Genomic DNA, 18,011 nt, shown 5'->3' on the forward strand with positions numbered 1-18,011 from the left:
GCATATGCGAGCCCGGCGCGCACACGGTGTGTGAAAGACGCGGGCCCGGCACCAACAAAGGTGCCGGGCCCGCGTTCGTCGCACTGTGTAGTCAGCACCCTGGACAGGACACTGTGGTGGACACCGGTCAGACGTGGCTACCGGTCAGGCGGCGTAGCTGTAGAAGCCCGAGCCGGACTTGCGGCCGAGCCGGCCCGCGTCGACCATGCGCTGCAGCAGCGGGGGAGCGGCGTACAGCGGCTCCTTGTACTCCTCGTACATCGAGAACGCCACCGAGGCGACCGTGTCCAGACCGATCAGGTCGGAGAGCTTCAGCGGGCCCATCGGGTGGGCGCAGCCGAGCTCCATGCCGTTGTCGATGTCCTCGCGGCTGGCGATGCCCGACTCGAACATCCGGATCGCGGACAGCAGATAGGGGATCAACAGCGCGTTGACCACGAAGCCGGAGCGGTCCTGCGCGCGGATGGCGTGCTTGCCGAGCACCTTCTCCGCGAACAGCTGGGCGCGGCTGAGCGTGCCCTCGGAGGTGGTGAGCGCGGGAATCAGCTCCACCAGCTTCTGCACGGGCGCCGGGTTGAAGAAGTGGATGCCGACGACCTGGTCGGGGCGCGAGGTGGCGACCGCGAGCTTGACCAGCGGGATCGAGGAGGTGTTGGAGGCCAGGATCGCGTCGGGCCGGGTCACGACCTGATCGAGCACCTGGAAGATCTCCGTCTTGACCTGCTCGTTCTCGACGACGGCCTCGATCACCAGATCACGGTCGGCGAACTCGCCGAGGTCGGTGGTGAAGCTGAGCCGCGCCTGCGTCGCATCGAGCTCCTCCGCGCTGATCTTTCCGCGCTCGGCCGCCTTGGACAGGGAGTTGAACAGCCGGGTGCGGCCGATCTCCAGGGCCTCGCCGGTGGTCTCCGCGACCATGACCTCCAGCCCGGATCGGGCGCACACCTCGGCGATGCCGGCCCCCATCTGGCCACAGCCCACGACTCCGACGCGCGCAATGTCTCCCGACGGGATGTCTGTCACATCGACCCCTTCGCTGGTCTTACGGGTTCCAGCAGGACCCCTCTGGTTCGGCGCCTGCTCCGATCGTGCACGTTACTCCCAAGTATCGATGATCGATCGCGCGGGTACGGGCATCCTGGGCGGCGGAAACGATCCGTGACCGCGCGGATTCGTACGGTATGGGGGTGTTGTGACGATGGGGCGACTGTCACGCAGGACGTTCGCACTGGCCGCGCTCGCGACGCTGGCGGCGGCGCCGGACGCGAGTGCCGCACCGCGGCACCGGCGCGTGAGCAGCGAGATGCGGGGCGTGTGGGTGGCCACCGTGGGGAACAGGGACTGGCCCTCCCGCCCGGGCCTCACGGCGGCCCAGCAGCACGCGGAGCTGGTGGGACACCTCGACGTGGCGGTGCGCGACCGCCTCAACGCCGTGATGTTCCAGGTGCGTCCGACGGCCGACGCGCTGTGGCCCTCGCCGTACGAGCCCTGGTCGGAGTACCTCACCGGGACCCAGGGCCAAGGCCCGGGCTGGAACCCGCTGCGGACGGCGGTCGAGGAGGCGCACGCCCGAGGGCTGGAGCTGCACGCGTGGTTCAACCCGTACCGCGTCGCCCTCCACACCGACCCGACGCGGCTCGTCCCCTCGCACCCCGCGCGCAGGCACCCGGACTGGGTGGTGCCGTACGGCGGGAAGCTCTATTACAACCCGGGGCTGCCCGAGGTCCGCGCCTTCGTCCAGGAGGCGATGCTCGACGCGGTGCGGAAGTACCCCGTGGACGCCGTGCACTTCGACGACTACTTCTATCCGTATCCCGTGGCCGGCGAGACCTTCGACGACGACGAGGCCTACGCACGCCACGGCGGCGGCTTTCCGGACCGGGCGGCCTGGCGCCGCGACAACATCGACCGGCTGGTGCGCGAGATGGCCGCGCGCATCAAGCGGACCCGCCCCGGCACCCGCTTCGGCATCAGCCCGTTCGGGGTGTGGCGCAACGCGGCGACGGACCCGCTCGGCTCGGACACGACGGCGGGTGTGCAGACGTACGACGACCTGCACGCGGACACCCGCACGTGGGTGCGGGAGAACTGGATCGACTACGTCGTGCCGCAGATCTACTGGAACATCGGCTTCGCCGCCGCCGACTACGCCAAGCTGCTGCCCTGGTGGGCGGAGGTGGCACGGGGCACTGGCACGCGGCTCTACGTGGGGGAGGCGCTGTACAAGGCGGGCGACCCGGCGCAGCCCGCCGCCTGGCAGGACCCCGCCGAACTCTCCCGGCACCTCACCCTGGCGAAAAAGTACCCGCAGGCGCGCGGGCACGTCTTCTTCGCCGCCAAGGACGTGGCGACGGACCGGATCGGGGCCATGGCGCGGGTCGTCGCCGACCACTACCGGCAGCCGGCGAGGCCCCCGCGCTGATCCGTCGCCCACGCTGAACTACTGCTGGGTGCACTACTGCGGTGTGAACTAGTGCTGCGTTTCCTTGTGCCGGATCTCGGTGTCGGGGCCGGGGGAGCACACACCCACATGCCCGTCCTCGAAGCGGACGCGGAACGGAGGGTTGCCCCCCGGGCCCAGTACTTCGACGATCTCGCCGACCTTGTCGTGCTGTCCGACCACCCTGCCGTGCTGGACAAGCTGGTCACCCACGGTTGCCTGCATGTGTGGCGCCTCCTCACCGATGTGCGGGAGCAGCGGTCCGTGGCCCTGAGTCTACGGCGCAGGGCCGGGGTTGGGACCGGCGCGTGCACGCCGCTCAGCCCCGCGCCCGCTGGGTGACGGCGATGCACACGAGGACCGCCGCGGCCGTCAGCGGTGCGGCGGCCGTCAGGTGCTCACCCAGCAGCAGCACCGACCACACCAGTGTGAGCAGCGGCTGCGCCAACTGCAACTGGCTGGCCTTGGGTATGCCGATGGCCGCCATGCCGCGGTACCAGACGACCAGACCGAGGAACTGCGAGCCCGCCGCGACCCACAGCAGCCCGGTCACACTGTGCGCGGTCACATGCACCGGCTCGTACGACAGGGCCAGTGCCGCGGCCGGCACGCCCAGCGGCAGACACAGCACCAGCGCCCAGCCGACCACGTGCCAGCCCGGCATGACGCGGGCCAGCCGGCCGCCCTCGGTGTAGCCGGCCGCGCAGATCAGCAGCGCGGCGAAGAGATACATGTCGGCGGTCGTCAGCGCGCCGCCGCTCTGCTGCACGGTGAAGGCGACGACCGCGGCCGCGCCCGCGAGGGCCGCCGTCCAGAAGGTGCGGGAGGGGCGGTGGCCCGTGCGCAGAGCGGAGAACAGGGCGGTGGTGAGCGGGAGCAGGCCGACCACGACGGCCGCGTGCGCGGTGGTGGACGTCTCCAGCGCAAGGGTGGTCAGCAGCGGGAAGCCGACCACGACCCCGGCGGCGACGACAGCGAGCCCCGGCCAGGAGTGGCGCTCGGGCACCCGGGCGCCGGTGGCCAGCAGACAGGCGCCCGCGATGAGCGCGGCCAGGACACTGCGGACGGCGACGAGCGACCAGGGCCCGAAGCCCTCGAGACCCCAGGCGGTGGCCGGGAAGGTGAGGGAGAAGGCGACGACGCCGAGGACGGCCTGGAGGGTGCCGGAGGCGGACGGTCTCGTGGGCCGGGTGGCGACCGCTATCCGCTCCGGGGCAGTAGCGCTATTCTGTGCTGTCATGCAACAGCGTAGCAGCGTAGGTGAGCTGGCGACACAGCTGCGACGAGAGCTGGACCGCTACTCTCCCGGTGGAAAGCTCCCGTCGAGCCGCTCCCTCGTCGAACGGTTCCGTGTGAGCCCGGTGACCGTCTCGCGGGCCCTCGCCCAGCTGGCCGCCGAGGGACTGGTGGTGACCCGGCCGGGAGCGGGAGCCTTCCGTGCCGAACCCCGTGCCGCGACCGCCGCCGGTGGTGACACCTCCTGGCAGGAGGTCGCGCTCAGCGCGGACGGCGCCGCCGACCTCGTACCGCGCACCGTGGACGCCTCGGGGGTGGTCGTCTCGCTCACCGCGCCGCCGCCCGGGGTCGTCGAGTTCAACGGCGGCTATCTGCACCCGTCCCTGCAGCCGGAGCGGGCCATGGCGGCGGCCCTCGCGCGGGCCGGGCGGCGTCCCGGCGCCTGGGGCCGGCCCCCGCTGGAGGGGCTGCCGGAGCTGCGGGAGTGGTTCGCGCGGGGCATCGGCGGCGGGGTCACCGCCGCCGAGGTGCTGATCACCGCGGGCGGCCAGTCCGCGCTGACCACGGCCCTGCGCGCGGTGGCACCGCCCGGCGCGCCCGTACTCGTCGAATCCCCCACCTACCCCGGCATGCTGGCGATCGCGCGCTCGGCCGGTCTGCGCCCCGTGCCCGTGCCGGTGGATCCGGACGGCGTCCGGCCGTCCCTGCTCGCCGACGCGTTCCGCGCGACCGGTGCCCGGGTCTTCGTCTGCCAGCCCCTCTTCCAGAACCCGACCGGTGCCGTCCTCGCGCCCGAGCGCCGCGCCGAGGTGCTGCGGATCGCCCGCGAGGCCGGTGCGTTCGTCGTCGAGGACGACTTCGTACGACGGCTGGTGCACGAGGACGCGGGCCCGCTGCCGAGCCCGCTCATGGCCGACGACCCCGACGGCGTCGTCGTCCACGTCTGCTCCCTGACCAAGGCGACCTCGCCGAGCTTCCGGGTCAGCGCGCTCGCCGCCCGCGGGCCGGTCCTGGAACGGCTGCGCGCCATCCAGATCGTCGACACCTTCTTCGTCCCCCGGCCGCTGCAGGAGGCCGCCGTCGAACTCGTCGGATCCCCGGCCTGGCCCCGCCATCTCCGCACGGTCGCGGCCGAGTTGAGGGCCCGCCGCGACACGATGACGGCGGCGCTGCGGCTGAGCCTGCCCGAACTGGCCCTGCCGCACGTCCCGTCGGGCGGCTACCACCTCTGGCTCCGCCTCCCCGACGGCACCGACGACCTGTCCTTCACCTCCGCCGCCCTGCGCGCAGGCGTCGCCATCACCCCGGGCCGCCCCTACTTCAGCGCCGAACCCCCGGCCGCCCACGTACGCCTGAGCTTCGCCGCGGTCGCGGGGACGGGCGAGATCACGGAGGGGGTACGGCGGTTGCGGGCGGCCTGTGCGGAGATGCTCGGGCGATGAGCCACGCCGAAAACCACTCGACGCCTCCTTCCCGGGCCTGCGAACCTCCGGCCATGACCGACACGGTGCGCCTTCCCGAGGGCTACGAGATCTCGACCGACCCGGACCGCCTCGACGTCGACCGCGTCCACGGCTGGCTGTCCACCGACGCCTACTGGGCCACGGGCCGGCCACGGGAGAAGCAGGAGCGGGCGATCGCCGGCTCGCTCAACTTCGGGGTGTACGACACGGTTTCGGGGGATCAGGTGGCCTACGCCCGGGTCATCACCGACCGGGCGACCTTCGCCTGGCTATGCGACGTCTATGTCGACCGTTCCGTGCGCGGCAAGAGCATCGGGACGGCCATGGTGGGCGCCGTGCGGGATCATCTGGAGCCGTTCGGGCTGCGGCGCATCCTGCTGGCCACGCACGATGCCCACGGTGTGTACGAGAAGCTCGGGTTCCGGGAGCTGGCGAGGCCCGACCAGTGGATGGCGCTGGTCTTCTGAGCCGGCGGTTTGTGTGGCTTGTCCGCCAGGTCCTGACCTTGAAGTAAAGTCCTGGCCACCGTCGGTGACTCCGAGGCAATGTCCCTTGACCTGCGCACTTCTTCGTCACACCATCGCCGCATGCAACTTAGGGTCACTTTCGTCGCGGCCGCGCGCAGTTCCCCGCTGCTTGCCGAGCGCTTCGAGGATCCCCGGCCGCTCGACCAGGCCGGCTGGGACGAGGTGCAGCGCGTCGCCCATGACCTGATCCCGCTGGCGGCGGCCGAGCTGCGCTACTGCTCGCCCACCCTGCGCAGCCGCGCCACCGGGGACGCCCTCGGCTATGCGCCGCTCGTCCAACTCGCCCTGCGCGACTGCGACATGGGCCGCTGGCGCGGGCTGACCCTGGGCGAGGCGATGGCCCGTGAGCCGGAGGCCGTCGACGCCTGGCTCGCCGATCCGCGGGGCACCCCGCACGGCGGGGAGTCGCTGATCAGCTTCATCACCAGGGTCGGCAACTGGCTCGACACCCGCCCCTTCGAGGACGGCGGCCGCATCGTCGCCGTGGCCGAGCCGTCCGTCGTCCGCGCGGCCCTCGTCTACGTCCTCAAGGCTCCGCCGTCCACCTACTGGAACATCGACGTCCGCCCGCTGTCGACCATCAACGTCACGGGCCACGAGGGCCGCTGGAACCTCCGCTTCGACGCGACGCGGGCGCAGACGTCGCGCGCCTGAGCGCTCGGGCTCAGCCCACCCGCTCGTACTCGGTGCTGAGCACCAGGTCCTTCGCCGGTCCGCCCACCCGCCACACGGTCCGCCAGTGGTCCGCGTCGCGGACGGTGAACTCGCCGCGGTAGAGGTCCGCCGCGCAAGGGTGGTCGGCGACATGGTGGCCGGAGGCCAGGTCCAGGTCGTGGAAGGGGCGGCCGTCGGCGAAGCGGACGTCCGCGGTGCCGGGTGAACTCCCCGGCAGGAAGCGCAGGGTGCGCTCGGCGGGGCGGGAGACGCCCCGCCAGGTGAAGGTGCCGGACTCCTCGTGCAGCAGACCGCCCTCGTCGAGCGGGCTGAAGACCGTCGTTCCCTCGAACCACCCCTCGTCCCGGCTCGCCAGGTCCCGCACGATCCGGTGGACGCGCCAGCGCCCGGCCAGATGGGCCAGTACGTCCGGAACGGGCCAGAGCTCGCCCGTGGGGGAGGGAAAGGGCAATGGCGCATGCATGCCCTCGACCTTACGCCGGGCGCTGCCGGTTCCATTGACGTGCTCACGCCCCTTCCCTATCTTGCCGTTCGAAGTGCTGACCATTGTCTGATATTTCGAACGAGCCGTGGAGTGCCATGTCACATACCACTCGTCGCCCGCCCAGCACCCGGCTGAGACTCGCCCTCGGAGCCAGCACCCTCCTCCTCGCCGCCCCCCTCGCCCCCACCCCCGCCCACGCCGCCGACACCGCGGACCCCAACGGCACCGCGGACGTCACCGACTACGCGATCACCGTCGACCCCGCCACCAGGGGTGCGAAGATCGACGACACCATGTACGGCGTCTTCTTCGAGGACATCAACCGCGCCGCCGACGGCGGTCTGTACGCCGAACTCGTGCAGAACAGGTCCTTCGAGTACTCCACCGCCGACAACACGTCGTACACGCCCTTGACCGCGTGGACCGTCGACGGCACCGCGCAGGTCGTGGACGACGACGGCCGGCTGAACGCCCGCAACCGCAACTACCTCTCCCTGGGCGCCGGTTCGGCCGTCACCAACGCGGGCTACAACACCGGTGTCCGGGTCGAGAAGGGCAAGGCCTACGACTTCTCGGTGTGGGCCCGCGCCGAGAGCGGCACCTCGCTCACGGTGTCGCTGCAGGACGCCGACGGGACACTGGCCACCGCCCGCCGGGTGGCCGTGCGCAAGGGCGGCTGGGCACAGTACAGGGCGGCGTTCACCGCCACCCGCACCAGCTCCGACGGCCGCCTCACCGTGGCCTCTTCGGCCGCGACCGCGCTCGACATGGTCTCCCTCTTCCCGCGCGACACCTACAAGCACGAGCCGAACGGGCTGCGCAAGGACCTCGCGGAGAAGATCGCTGCCCTGCACCCCGGCTTCGTCCGCTTCCCCGGCGGCTGTCTGGTCAACACCGGCTCCATGGAGGACTACAGCGAGGCCTCCGGCTACCAGCGCAAGCGCTCGTACCAGTGGAAGGACACCGTCGGCCCGGTCGAGACCCGCGCCACGAACGCCAACTTCTGGGGCTACAACCAGAGTTACGGCCTCGGCTACTACGAGTACTTCCGCTTCGCCGAGGACATCGGCGCCATGCCGCTGCCCGTCGTCCCGGCACTGGTCACCGGCTGCGGCCAGAACCGGGCCGTCGACGACGACGCGCTGCTGAAGCGGCACATCCAGGACACCCTCGACCTCATCGAGTTCGCCAACGGACCGGTGACGTCGAAGTGGGGCAAGCTGCGCGCGCGGATGGGCCACCCGAAGCCCTTCCACCTCACCCACATCGAGGTCGGCAACGAGGAGAACCTGCCCAACGAGTTCTTCGCCCGCTTCCAGCAGTTCCGCGCCGCCATCGACGCCAAGTACCCCTATATGACGGTGATCTCCAACGCGGGCCCGGACGACTCCGGTTCGACCTTCGACACGGCCTGGCAGCTCAACAGGGACGCCAAGGTCGACATGGTCGACGAGCACTACTACAACAGCCCGCAGTGGTTCCTGCAGAACAACGACCGCTACGACTCCTACGACCGCGGCGGGCCCAAGGTCTTCCTCGGTGAGTACGCCTCCGGCGGCAACGCCTTCAAGAACGGCCTCGCCGAGGCGGCGTACATGACCGGCCTGGAACGCAACGCGGACGTCGTGAAACTCGCCTCGTACGCACCGCTGTTCGCCAACGAGGACTACGTCCAGTGGCGGCCCGACATGGTGTGGTTCAACAACCACGCCTCCTGGAACTCGGCCGACTACGAGGTGCAGAAGCTGTTCATGACCAACGTCGGCGACTGCGTCGTGCCCTCGACCGCCACCAGCACACCGTCACTGCTCGCCCCCATCTCCGGCGCCGTCGGCCTGTCGACCTGGGCCACCAGCGCCGCCTACGACGACGTGACGGTGACGGACGCCGACGGGAACACGCTGCTCAGCGACGACTTCTCCGGTGACGCCGCCAAGTGGACGCACACCGGCGGCGGCAGCTGGAGCATCCAGGACGGGCAGTACGTCCAGACGGACACCGCCGCCGAGAACACCATGGTCTCGGCCGGCGACCCGTCCTGGCACGACTACGACCTCCATGTGAAGGCCACCAAGCAGTCCGGCAAGGAGGGCTTCCTCGTCGCCTTCGGCGTCAAGGACACCGGTAACTACTACTGGTGGAACATCGGCGGCTGGAACAACACCCAGACCGCCGTCGAACAGGCCGTGGACGGCGGCAAGTCGACGCTGATCGCCAAGGCGGGCTCCGTCGAGACCGGGCGGGCCTACGACATCGACGTCAAGGTGCGCGGCCGCCAGGTCACCCTGTACCTGGACGGCCAGGAGTGGGGCAGCTTCACCGACGACAAGCCGGCCGAGCCGTTCCGTCAGGTCGTCACCGAGGACGCACGGACCGGCGACCTGATCGTCAAGGTGGTCAACGCCCAGTCCGCGGCGGCCCGTACGGCGATCGACCTCGGCGGCGCGAAGGTCGCCGCCAAGGCCCGGGTGACCACGCTCGCCGCCGCACCGGACGCGGTGAACACCGAGACGAGCACGCCCGTCGCACCGGTGGCGTCCACCTTCTCGGGAGTCGCCGACAGGTTCACGTACACCTTCCCGGCGAACTCGGTCACCTTCCTGCGGATCAAGCAGAAGTAGCACCTGCAGTGGGCCGCCGTCCGGGCGACGGCGGCCCGCACCGCCGGGGGACCTTCACACCCCGAAGTACTCCTGCGCCGCGCGGACGCCGTCCACCAGCGCGTCCACCTCGGCCTCGGTGTTGTAGACGTAGAAGCTCGCCCTTGTCGTCGCCGGGATGTCGTAGCGCCGCACGATCGGGCGGGCGCAGTGGTGGCCGACGCGGACGGCGACGCCCCGCTCGTCCAGGACCTGGCCGACGTCGTGCGGATGGATGCCGTCGACCGTGAAGGAGACGGCCGCGCCGCGGTCGGTGAGGTCCCGGGGGCCGACGATCCGCACCCCGGGGACCTCGCCGAGCAGCGTCAGCGCGCGGGCCGTCAGCCGGTCCTCGTGCGCCGCGACCTCCGCCATGCCCAGGGCCTGGAGATAGTCCACGGCCGTCGCGAGCCCCACCGCCTGCGAGGTCATCGGCACGCCCGCCTCGAAGCGCTGCGGCGGCGGCAGGAAGGTCGTGCGGTCCATCTCCACGATCTCGATCATCGAGCCGCCGGTCAGGAACGGCGGGAGTCCGGCGAGGAGTTCGCGGCGGCCCCACAGCACGCCGATGCCGTTCGGGCCGAGCATCTTGTGCCCGGAGAAGGCGAGGAAGTCGGCGCCCAGCTCCGTCACGTCGACCGGGCGGTGCGGGACCGACTGCGCCCCGTCGACCACGACCAGGGTGCCGAACGCGTGGGCACGGTCGGCCAGTTCGCGCACCGGGTTGATCGTGCCGAGCACATTGGACTGGTGGGAGACGGCCAGCACTTTGGTGCGCTCGTCCAGCAGTTCGTCGATCCGGGTCAGGTCCAGGCGCCCGTCGTCCGTCAGACCGAACCAGTCCAGCGTCGCCCCGGTCCGCTCGGCGAGCTGCTGCCAGGGCACCAGGTTGGCGTGGTGCTCCATCTCCGTCACCACGATCCGGTCGCCGGGCCCGATCCGGCGGTCGTTGCCGAGGGCGTAGGCGACGAGGTTGATCGACTCGGTGGTGTTCTTGGTGAAGACGATCTCGTCGTCCGCGGCGCCGACGAAGCGCGCGATCGTGTGCCGCGCGTTCTCGTACGCCTCCGTCGCCTCCCCGGCCAGCTGGTGCGCGCCGCGGTGCACGGCCGCGTTGCGCGTGAGGTAGAAGTCCCGCTCCGCGTCCAGGACTTGGAGGGGTTTCTGGGTCGTGGCACCGGAGTCCAGGTAGACGAGACGGGCGCCACTGTCCACCGTCCGCCCCAGGATGGGGAAGTCCTCGCGCAACTCGTCCACGTCGAAGCCCACGGCGTCATCACCTCTCACGGTATATACCACGCTTTGCCGTGAGGAACGCTAGGCCTCCTCACGGAGAATCGCAAGGATTACCATGAGGGACGTGGATCACGAGGCCCCTGTCTATCTGCATCAGCTCCCGGTGCCCGGCGAGGAGCGCTACCTCTCGCTGGCCCTGGTCAACACCCGTTTCGCGCTCAGCCACGGCACGGTCGACCTGCTCGACGACACCGAGGCCGCCCATCTGTGGCTGGTGCGGCACGAGCTGCTGCCCGACCGGGTGGCCCTGAACGGTCGGCAGTACGGGCGGCTGCTCGGTCTGCGCGAGGCGCTGCGCGCGCTCTTCGAGGCGTACGGCGCCCAGGGCCGCCCCGCCGCGGACGACCTCGCCACCCTCAACGCCGCGCTCGCCGCCGCCCCCTCGACCCCGCGGCTCGCCTGGACCGCGGACGGCCCGCACCGCGCCGACGTGCCCGACACCGCGAACCCGGCCGCAGCCGCGCTCTCCCTGCTGGCCGAGGACGCCACCGACCTGCTCACCGGCGGCGAGGCGGACCAGCTGACCGCGTGTGCCGCCCGCGGCTGCACCCGGTGGTTCCTGCGCTCCCACGCGGCGCGGCGCTGGTGCACGACCAAGTGCGGGAACCGGGTGCGGGCGGCGCGTGCGTACGAGGCCCGCAAAGCGCGCTGATTGCATAAACGTGCAGCGAAACGTATAGTCATGCCATCCAGAGGAGGGTGACATGGCGGTACGTGCGGCAGTGGCCGGAGCGAGCGGATACGCGGGCGGAGAGCTCCTGCGGCTGCTCCTGGCGCACCCGGAGACCGAGATCGGGGCCCTGACCGGCAGCTCCAACGCGGGCAGGCGACTCGGCGCGCTGCAGCCGCATCTGCTGCCGCTGGCCGACCGGGAGCTGCAGGAGACCACGCCCGAGGCCCTCGCCGGACACGACGTCGTCTTCCTCGCCCTGCCCCACGGCCAGTCCGCCGCCGTCGCCGAACAGCTCGGCCCGGACGTCCTGGTCGTCGACATGGGCGCCGACTTCCGGCTGAAGGACGCGGCCGACTGGGAGAAGTTCTACGGCTCGCCGCACGCCGGGACCTGGCCCTACGGCCTCCCCGAACTGCCGGGCGCCCGCGCCGCGCTCACGGGGTCCAGGCGCATCGCGGTGCCCGGCTGCTACCCGACCGCCGTCTCGCTCGCGCTCTTCCCGGCCTACGCCGCCGGACTCGCGAAGAACGAGGCCGTGATCGTCGCCGCCTCCGGCACCTCCGGCGCGGGCAAGGCGCCCAAGCCGCATCTGCTGGGCAGCGAGGTCATGGGCTCCATGTCGCCGTACGGCGTGGGCGGCGGCCACCGGCACACCCCGGAGATCATCCAGAACCTCAGCGCGGCGGCCGGGGAGCGGGTCACCGTCTCCTTCACGCCGACCCTCGCGCCGATGCCTCGCGGCATCCTCGCCACCTGCAGCGCGTCCGCCGTCGAGGGCGTGACGGCCGAGGCCGTTCGCGCCGCCTACGAGAAGGCCTTCGCCGACGAGCCCTTCGTCCATCTGCTCCCCGAGGGCCAGTGGCCCGCCACGGCGTCCGTTTACGGTTCCAACGCCGTTCAGGTGCAGGTCGCGTACGACGAGGCGGCGGGCCGCATCATCGCGATCAGCGCCATCGACAACCTCACCAAGGGCACCGCGGGCGGTGCCGTCCAGAGCATGAACCTCGCCCTCGGTCTCGACGAGACCACCGGGCTGACGACGATCGGAGTTGCGCCGTGAGCGTGACGGCAGCAAAGGGATTCACGGCGGCGGGCATCGCCGCCGGGATCAAGGAGAACGGCAACCCGGACCTGGCCCTCGTGGTCAACACCGGGCCCCGCCGCGCCGCCGCCGGCGTCTTCACCTCCAACCGTGTGAAGGCCGCGCCGGTGCTGTGGTCCGAGCAGGTCCTCAAGGGCGGCCAGGTCTCGGCCGTCGTCCTCAACTCCGGTGGCGCCAACGCCTGTACGGGCCCCAAGGGCTTCCAGGACACGCACGCCACCGCCGAGAAGGTCGCCGAGGTGCTCGGCCGGGGCGCCATCGAGGTCGCCGTCTGCTCCACCGGCCTCATCGGAGTCCTGCTCCCGATGGACAAGCTGCTCCCGGGAGTCGAGACGGCCGCCGCCCAGCTCTCCGAGCACGGCGGCGAGAAGGCCGCCATCGCCATCAAGACCACCGACACCGTCCACAAGACGTCCGTCGTGACCAGGAACGGCTGGACCGTCGGCGGCATGGCCAAGGGCGCGGGCATGCTCGCCCCCGGCCTCGCCACCATGCTGGTCGTCCTCACCACGGACGCGGTCGTCGACAGCGACGTACTGGACAAGGCGCTCAGGGACGCCACGCGCACGACCTTCGACCGCGTGGACTCCGACGGCTGCATGTCCACCAACGACACCGTGCTGCTGCTCAGCTCCGGAAGCGCCGACGTCACCCCGGACTACGAGGAGTTCGCCGAGGCCGTACGCCAGGTCTGCGACGACCTCGGGCAGCAGCTGATCCGGGACGCCGAGGGCGCCAGCAAGGACATCAAGGTCGAGGTGGTGGGCGCCGCCAGCGAGGACGACGCCGTCGAGGTGGGCCGCTCCATCGCCCGCAACAACCTCCTCAAATGCGCCATCCACGGCGAGGACCCCAACTGGGGCCGGGTGCTCTCCGCGATCGGCACCACGAAGGCCGTCTTCGAGCCCGACCGGCTGAACGTCGCCATCAACGGCGTCTGGGTCTGCAAGAACGGCGGCGTCGGCGAGGACCGCGACAAGGTCGACATGCGCTACCGCGAGGTGCACATCGTCGCCGACCTCGCCGCCGGGTCCGAGACCGCCACGATCTGGACCAACGACCTCACCGCCGACTACGTCCACGAGAACAGCGCCTACTCCTCATGAACCATCCCACGCGGAAACACACCGCACTGCCCAAGGCCCGCATCCTCATCGAGGCGCTGCCCTGGCTGGTCCGGCACAACGGCAAAACGGTCGTCATCAAGTTCGGCGGCAACGCCATGATCGACGAGGACCTCAAGGCCGCGTTCGCCCAGGACGTCGTCTTCCTGCACCACGCCGGGCTCAAGCCGGTCGTCGTGCACGGCGGCGGCCCCCAGATCAGCGCTGCGCTCGACAAGCACGGCATCGTCAGCGAGTTCAAGGCAGGCCTGAGGGTCACCACCGAGGACGCCATGGACGTCGTACGGATGGTGCTGGCCGGGCAGGTGCAGCGCGAGCTGGTCAACCTGCTCAACGAACACGGGCCGCTGGCCGTGGGGTTGACGGGCGAGGACGCGCACACCATCACCGCCACCAAGCACCAGCCCGAGATCGACGGCGAGTTGGTCGACATCGGGCGGGTGGGCGAGATCACCGAGATCGACACGGGCGCGATCGAGGCACTGCTCGCCGACGGCCGCATCCCGGTCGTCTCGTCGATCGCCCGTAGCCAGGACGACGGACATGTCTACAACGTCAATGCTGATACGGCGGCTGCGGCACTCGCTGCTGCTCTTGGCGCCGAAACGCTCATGGTCCTCACGGACGTCGAGGGCCTTTACGAGGACTGGCCGAACAGCGACGAGGTGATCAGCCGCCTCACCGCCTCCCAGCTGGAGAAGCTGCTGCCGGATCTGAGCTCCGGCATGGTGCCGAAGATGGAGGGCTGCCTGTACGCGGTGCGCCACGGCGTCAACACCGCCCGCGTCATCGACGGCCGGGTCCCGCACTCGATCCTGCTGGAGATCTTCACCGACGAGGGCATCGGCACGATGGTCGTGCCCGACGAACACGTCGTGCCCGACGAACAAGAGGGGGATGCCGTATGACCGCCCATCAGGAGTACGCCGAGCGGTGGCAGGGCTCGCTCATGAACAACTACGGCACCCCGCTGCTGCCCCTCGTGCGCGGCGAGGGCACCAAGGTGTGGGACGCCGACGGCAACGAGTACCTCGACTTCGTCGGCGGCATCGCCGTCAACGCGCTCGGCCACGCCCACCCGGCGATCGTCGAGGCCGTCAGCACCCAGATCGCCTCCCTCGGCCACATCTCCAACTTCTTCATGGCCGACCCCACGGTCACGCTCGCCGAACGGCTGCTGAGCCTGTTCGGCCGCGAGGGCAGGGTCTTCTTCTGCAACTCCGGGGCCGAGGCCAACGAGGCCGCCTTCAAGATCGGCCGGCTGACCGGGCGTACGCATGTCGTGGCCACCCAGGACGCCTTCCACGGCCGCACCATGGGCGCCCTCGCGATGACCGGCCAGCAGGGCAAGCGGGAGCCCTTCCTGCCGCTGCCCGGCAACGTCACGCATGTGCCGTTCGGTGACGCGCAGGCCCTCGCGGCCGCCGTCACCGACGAGACCGCGCTGGTGATCCTGGAGCCGATCCAGGGCGAGATCGGCGTCGTCACCCCGCCGCCCGGCTATCTCAAGGCCGCCCGCGCGATCACCGCCGCGACCGGCGCGCTGCTCGTCCTCGACGAGGTGCAGACCGGCATCGGGCGCACCGGGCACTGGTTCGAGTACCAGGCGCACGAGGGCGTCCTGCCGGACGTCGTCACCCTCGCCAAGGGCCTCGGCGGCGGGCTGCCGCTCGGCGCGACCGTCGCCTTCGGCCGGGCCGCCGAGCTGCTGCAGCCCGGCCACCACGGCACGACCTTCGGCGGCAACCCGGTCGCCTGCGCCGCCGGACTCGCCGTGCTCGACACCATCGAGAACGAGGGGCTGCTGGAGAACGTCAAGCGGCAGAGCGAGAGGTTGCGGGACGGAATCGAGTCCCTGGGCAACCCGTCGATCGCCCATGTCCGGGGTGCGGGCCTCCTCCTGGGTATCGTGCTCACCGAGCCGCTCGCGCCCCAGGTGCGACAGGCGGCTCAGGAGGCCGGATTCCTGGTGAACGCGCCCGCGCCCGACGTCGTACGGCTGATGCCGCCGCTGAATCTCCGCGACGACGAGGTGGACGCGTTCCTCGGGGCACTTCCCGGCGTCCTGGACCGAGCACACGGGGACGGATCCGGAGAATGAGACGACGATGAGCCAGGCCGAGGACGACGCACAGCACGCCGGGCCTGCCGTGCCGCAGACCCGCACCGCACGCCACCGCCGGATCGTGGACATCCTCAACCGGCAACCGGTGCGCTCCCAGAGCCAGTTGGCGAAGCTGCTCGCCGACGACGGGCTGACCGTCACGCAGGCGACGCTCTCCCGGGACCTGGACGAGCTGAACGCGGTGAAGATCCGCAACAACGACGGCGACCTCATCTACGCGGTCCCCAGCGAGGGCGGCTTCCGCACCCCGCGGGCCCCGCTCGGCGAGTCGGCGAAGGAGGAGCGGATGCGGCGGCTCTCCCAGGAGCTGCTGATCTCCGCGGAGGCCTCGGCGAACCTGGTCGTGCTGCGGACGCCCCCGGGCGCCGCCCAGTTCCTGGCCTCGGCCATCGACCAGGCCGAGCTGCACGACATCCTCGGCACCATCGCGGGCGACGACACCCTGCTGCTGATCAGCCGGGAGCCCACCGGCGGCCAGGCCCTGGCGGAGCATCTGCTGCGCCTGGCGCAGAACGGGCACTGAGCGCTGCCCGGCCGAACGGCACGGCCACCGGCACGAACGAGTCCGGGGCGCACGGATGTCCCGTGGCGCCCCGGACCCGCATGGGGGTTCGTCCCGCCCGTCCGCTCCCGGCAGGGCTCAGCCCAGGCGGGCCGCCAACCCTCCGGTGCAGCGCACCTCGTCGCCCGCCGTGATCAGCAGTCCCTCCACGTCCGGCAGGGACTCCAGCCAGCGCAGCCCCGCCCTCGATCCCATCGCGAAGGCGGCCGTGGCCCAGCAGTCGGCCCAGGTCAGCGTGGGCGCCACCACCGTCACCGCGACCAGGTCGGTCACCGCGGAGCGGCCCGTGCGCGGGTCGACGATATGGGCGCCGCGCTCATAGCTGCCGGACGTCGCCACCGCCAGCTCGTCCGCGCCCGCCGAGGAGACGACCGCCGCGAGACCGCCCGGACGCAGCGGGTCGGCCACCCCGACCCGCCAGGGCCGGTGCGGCTCGGGCGCCCCGAGCAGCTGGACGTCGCCGCCGCCGTTCATGCTCACCCCGCACACGCCGGGGGTCGACGCGAGGAGCCGCGCCGCGCGCTCGGCGGCCCAGCCCTTGACGATGCCGGTCGGATCCAGCCGCCCTTCGTAGCGCATGCTGAACCAGCCGTCGCTCACCCGCTCCGCCTCGGCACCCAGTTCGAGCACCTCCGCGACCTCGGGCGCGCAGTCGGCGACGGTCAGCTCACCGCGCGAGAGCCGGGCGAGCTGGCTGTCGTCGCGGTACATGCTGAACACCTCGTTGACCCGGTGCAGCCCGGCGACCGCCTTCTCCAGCGCCGCCTGCACCGCACCGGGCCGCCCGCCGCGGACGTCGAAGGAGAAGACGGTCCCCATGACCTCCTCCGCATGACGTACCGCGGCGGGGGCTTCAGCCGATTCGGCCACCGACTCAGCCACCGGCCTGATCCAGCGCCGACTGCAGCGACTGCTTGTACCCGGCGCTGGTGTACGAGGCGCCCGACACCGAGTCGATGTCCGCGCTGCCGGCCGCCACCGCCTCCTGGTTGAGCTTCGGGACGGCCAGCGCGGTCTTCTGGTCGCTGGTGCCGCCCTCGGGTGCCTGCACCGCGTCGGCCTTGGTGATCTTTCCGTTGCTGACGGTGATACGGACCTGCACGGGCCCGTACTGGGTCTGCACGACCTTGCCGGTGACGGTCTTCGCCTGCGAGGCGCCGCCGCCCTGCGAGGAGCCGCTGCCCTGCGAAGCCCCGGCGCTCGCCTTCATCTTGTCGATCGCCGACTGCAGCGACTTCTTGTAGCCGGTGCTGGTGTACGTCGCCCCCGAGACCGAGTCGATCTGCGCGCTCTGCTCGGCGACCGCCTCCTGGTTGAGCTTGGGCACGGCCAGTGCGGTCTTCTGGTCGCTGGTGCCGCCCTTGGGTGCCTGCACCGCGTCGGCCTTGGTGATCTTGCCGTTGCTGACGGTCAGCCGTACCTGGACGTTGCCGTACTGGGTCTGGACCACCGCACCGTCGACGGTGCCCGACCCGGCTCCGGCGGCGCCGCCCTGCGGTGACTCCTGTGCCGCCGCGCTCTGCTGCGGGGCCGTGCCGCCCGCCGCCTCGGCGTTCGGGTCGGACGCCGGTTTCAGCGACAGCATCAGCACGACGCCCGACACGGTGGCGGCGGTGGCCAGCACGACACGCCGGATGGGATGACTCTTCCTCATCGGTTCCCAGA

Annotated in this window: 18 protein-coding genes; 11 read left to right on the forward strand and 7 right to left on the reverse strand. The window is 71.2% G+C overall.

All coding sequences use genetic code 11. The annotated features are described in order from the left end of the window. Positions 1–144: 144 nt before the first annotated feature. Positions 145–1,023 carry a 3-hydroxybutyryl-CoA dehydrogenase gene (locus tag MQN93_RS31700; RefSeq protein ID WP_308404455.1) on the reverse strand — a complete coding sequence of 293 codons (879 nt, stop codon included), beginning with the start codon at positions 1,021–1,023 and terminating at the stop codon, positions 145–147. 175 nt (positions 1,024–1,198) lie between these two features. On the opposite strand from MQN93_RS31700, the gene MQN93_RS31705 reads away from it, so the two are divergent. Next, entirely contained in the window at positions 1,199–2,422 is a 1,224-nt protein-coding gene (locus MQN93_RS31705; protein ID WP_242712280.1) for a glycoside hydrolase family 10-like protein, read from the forward strand. 48 nt (positions 2,423–2,470) lie between these two features. Here the strand turns inward: MQN93_RS31705 and MQN93_RS31710 are convergent, their stop codons facing one another. Both MQN93_RS31710 and MQN93_RS31715 read right to left on the reverse strand, forming a co-directional pair. After that, complete coding sequence (locus tag MQN93_RS31710) at positions 2,471–2,665, reverse strand: DUF1918 domain-containing protein (RefSeq protein WP_016434334.1); 195 nt, start codon at positions 2,663–2,665, stop codon at positions 2,471–2,473. A 94-nt stretch (positions 2,666–2,759) separates the two neighbouring features. Then, positions 2,760–3,680 (reverse strand): DMT family transporter, encoded by a 921-nt coding sequence (locus MQN93_RS31715; protein WP_016434333.1) that lies wholly within the window; start codon positions 3,678–3,680, stop codon positions 2,760–2,762. On the opposite strand from MQN93_RS31715, the gene MQN93_RS31720 reads away from it, so the two are divergent. The 3 genes from MQN93_RS31720 to MQN93_RS31730 all read left to right on the forward strand — a co-directional run bounded on the left by MQN93_RS31720 (position 3,679) and on the right by MQN93_RS31730 (position 6,320). Continuing rightward, complete coding sequence (locus MQN93_RS31720; protein ID WP_242712281.1) at positions 3,679–5,118, forward strand: aminotransferase-like domain-containing protein; 1,440 nt, start codon at positions 3,679–3,681, stop codon at positions 5,116–5,118. The two genes, MQN93_RS31715 and MQN93_RS31720, sit on opposite strands and share 2 nt — an antisense overlap. 53 nt (positions 5,119–5,171) lie before the next feature. Further along, positions 5,172–5,606, forward strand: a complete 435-nt coding sequence (locus MQN93_RS31725; protein WP_037781645.1) for a GNAT family N-acetyltransferase — start codon at positions 5,172–5,174, stop codon at positions 5,604–5,606. A gap of 120 nt (positions 5,607–5,726) precedes the next feature. Then, on the forward strand, positions 5,727–6,320 hold the full coding sequence (locus MQN93_RS31730; RefSeq protein ID WP_242712282.1) for a histidine phosphatase family protein: 594 nt from the start codon (positions 5,727–5,729) through the stop codon (positions 6,318–6,320). A gap of 10 nt (positions 6,321–6,330) precedes the next feature. Here MQN93_RS31730 and MQN93_RS31735 read toward each other — a convergent pair whose 3' ends face one another. Continuing rightward, the gene (locus tag MQN93_RS31735; protein ID WP_242712283.1) at positions 6,331–6,804 is read right to left on the reverse strand and encodes a DUF6314 family protein; all 474 of its coding nucleotides are present in this window, start codon (positions 6,802–6,804) and stop codon (positions 6,331–6,333) included. Positions 6,805–6,920: 116 nt separating this feature from the next. On the opposite strand from MQN93_RS31735, the gene MQN93_RS31740 reads away from it, so the two are divergent. After that, on the forward strand, positions 6,921–9,446 hold the full coding sequence (locus MQN93_RS31740; RefSeq protein ID WP_242712284.1) for an alpha-L-arabinofuranosidase family protein: 2,526 nt from the start codon (positions 6,921–6,923) through the stop codon (positions 9,444–9,446). Between the two features lie 54 nt (positions 9,447–9,500). Here MQN93_RS31740 and MQN93_RS31745 read toward each other — a convergent pair whose 3' ends face one another. Beyond that, entirely contained in the window at positions 9,501–10,733 is a 1,233-nt protein-coding gene (locus tag MQN93_RS31745; protein WP_242712411.1) for a cysteine desulfurase, read from the reverse strand. Between the two features lie 82 nt (positions 10,734–10,815). Here MQN93_RS31745 and MQN93_RS31750 point away from each other — a divergent pair, with 82 nt between their 5' ends. The 6 genes from MQN93_RS31750 to MQN93_RS31775 are packed head-to-tail and all read left to right on the forward strand — an operon-like array spanning position 10,816 to position 16,307. Next, positions 10,816–11,412: an ABATE domain-containing protein gene (locus tag MQN93_RS31750; RefSeq protein WP_242712285.1), complete on the forward strand. Its 597-nt coding sequence runs from the start codon at positions 10,816–10,818 to the stop codon at positions 11,410–11,412. A 52-nt stretch (positions 11,413–11,464) separates the two neighbouring features. After that, the gene (gene argC, locus MQN93_RS31755) at positions 11,465–12,493 is read left to right on the forward strand and encodes an N-acetyl-gamma-glutamyl-phosphate reductase (protein WP_242712286.1); all 1,029 of its coding nucleotides are present in this window, start codon (positions 11,465–11,467) and stop codon (positions 12,491–12,493) included. Continuing rightward, positions 12,490–13,641, forward strand: a complete 1,152-nt coding sequence (argJ, locus tag MQN93_RS31760; RefSeq protein ID WP_242712287.1) for a bifunctional glutamate N-acetyltransferase/amino-acid acetyltransferase ArgJ — start codon at positions 12,490–12,492, stop codon at positions 13,639–13,641. Before argC ends, argJ begins: the two co-directional genes overlap by 4 nt. Beyond that, a complete protein-coding gene (gene argB, locus MQN93_RS31765) occupies positions 13,638–14,567 on the forward strand; it encodes an acetylglutamate kinase (RefSeq protein WP_242712288.1) in 930 nt (309 codons plus the stop codon). The genes argJ and argB overlap by 4 nt, the downstream gene beginning before the upstream one ends. Continuing rightward, positions 14,564–15,760: an acetylornithine transaminase gene (locus tag MQN93_RS31770; protein WP_242712289.1), complete on the forward strand. Its 1,197-nt coding sequence runs from the start codon at positions 14,564–14,566 to the stop codon at positions 15,758–15,760. Before argB ends, MQN93_RS31770 begins: the two co-directional genes overlap by 4 nt. Before the next feature lie 7 nt (positions 15,761–15,767). After that, complete coding sequence (locus MQN93_RS31775; protein WP_016434321.1) at positions 15,768–16,307, forward strand: arginine repressor; 540 nt, start codon at positions 15,768–15,770, stop codon at positions 16,305–16,307. A 117-nt stretch (positions 16,308–16,424) separates the two neighbouring features. Here the strand turns inward: MQN93_RS31775 and MQN93_RS31780 are convergent, their stop codons facing one another. Both MQN93_RS31780 and MQN93_RS31785 read right to left on the reverse strand, forming a co-directional pair. Continuing rightward, the gene (locus MQN93_RS31780) at positions 16,425–17,165 is read right to left on the reverse strand and encodes an FAD:protein FMN transferase (protein WP_242712290.1); all 741 of its coding nucleotides are present in this window, start codon (positions 17,163–17,165) and stop codon (positions 16,425–16,427) included. A gap of 55 nt (positions 17,166–17,220) precedes the next feature. Beyond that, positions 17,221–18,000 carry an FMN-binding protein gene (locus MQN93_RS31785; RefSeq protein ID WP_242712291.1) on the reverse strand — a complete coding sequence of 260 codons (780 nt, stop codon included), beginning with the start codon at positions 17,998–18,000 and terminating at the stop codon, positions 17,221–17,223. Positions 18,001–18,011: the final 11 nt, after the last annotated feature.

Source organism: Streptomyces spinosisporus (genome assembly GCF_022698145.1).
In the GTDB taxonomy this organism is placed as follows: domain Bacteria; phylum Actinomycetota; class Actinomycetes; order Streptomycetales; family Streptomycetaceae; genus Streptomyces; species Streptomyces spinosisporus.

What these genes read in the sequence shown, in the direction of transcription:
- MQN93_RS31705 (WP_242712280.1), top strand. Translation starts at nt 1,199, where the DNA reads ATGGGGCGACTGTCACGCAGGACGTTCGCACTGGCCGCGCTCGCGACG.
- MQN93_RS31710 (WP_016434334.1), bottom strand. Translation starts at nt 2,665, where the DNA reads ATGCAGGCAACCGTGGGTGACCAGCTTGTCCAGCACGGCAGGGTGGTC.
- MQN93_RS31720 (WP_242712281.1), top strand. Translation starts at nt 3,679, where the DNA reads ATGCAACAGCGTAGCAGCGTAGGTGAGCTGGCGACACAGCTGCGACGA.
- MQN93_RS31715 (WP_016434333.1), bottom strand. Translation starts at nt 3,680, where the DNA reads ATGACAGCACAGAATAGCGCTACTGCCCCGGAGCGGATAGCGGTCGCC.
- MQN93_RS31725 (WP_037781645.1), top strand. Translation starts at nt 5,172, where the DNA reads ATGACCGACACGGTGCGCCTTCCCGAGGGCTACGAGATCTCGACCGAC.
- MQN93_RS31730 (WP_242712282.1), top strand. Translation starts at nt 5,727, where the DNA reads ATGCAACTTAGGGTCACTTTCGTCGCGGCCGCGCGCAGTTCCCCGCTG.
- MQN93_RS31735 (WP_242712283.1), bottom strand. Translation starts at nt 6,804, where the DNA reads ATGCATGCGCCATTGCCCTTTCCCTCCCCCACGGGCGAGCTCTGGCCC.
- MQN93_RS31740 (WP_242712284.1), top strand. Translation starts at nt 6,921, where the DNA reads ATGTCACATACCACTCGTCGCCCGCCCAGCACCCGGCTGAGACTCGCC.
- MQN93_RS31750 (WP_242712285.1), top strand. Translation starts at nt 10,816, where the DNA reads ATGAGGGACGTGGATCACGAGGCCCCTGTCTATCTGCATCAGCTCCCG.
- argC (WP_242712286.1), top strand. Translation starts at nt 11,465, where the DNA reads ATGGCGGTACGTGCGGCAGTGGCCGGAGCGAGCGGATACGCGGGCGGA.
- argB (WP_242712288.1), top strand. Translation starts at nt 13,638, where the DNA reads ATGAACCATCCCACGCGGAAACACACCGCACTGCCCAAGGCCCGCATC.
- MQN93_RS31770 (WP_242712289.1), top strand. Translation starts at nt 14,564, where the DNA reads ATGACCGCCCATCAGGAGTACGCCGAGCGGTGGCAGGGCTCGCTCATG.
- MQN93_RS31775 (WP_016434321.1), top strand. Translation starts at nt 15,768, where the DNA reads ATGAGCCAGGCCGAGGACGACGCACAGCACGCCGGGCCTGCCGTGCCG.
- MQN93_RS31780 (WP_242712290.1), bottom strand. Translation starts at nt 17,165, where the DNA reads ATGGGGACCGTCTTCTCCTTCGACGTCCGCGGCGGGCGGCCCGGTGCG.
- MQN93_RS31785 (WP_242712291.1), bottom strand. Translation starts at nt 18,000, where the DNA reads ATGAGGAAGAGTCATCCCATCCGGCGTGTCGTGCTGGCCACCGCCGCC.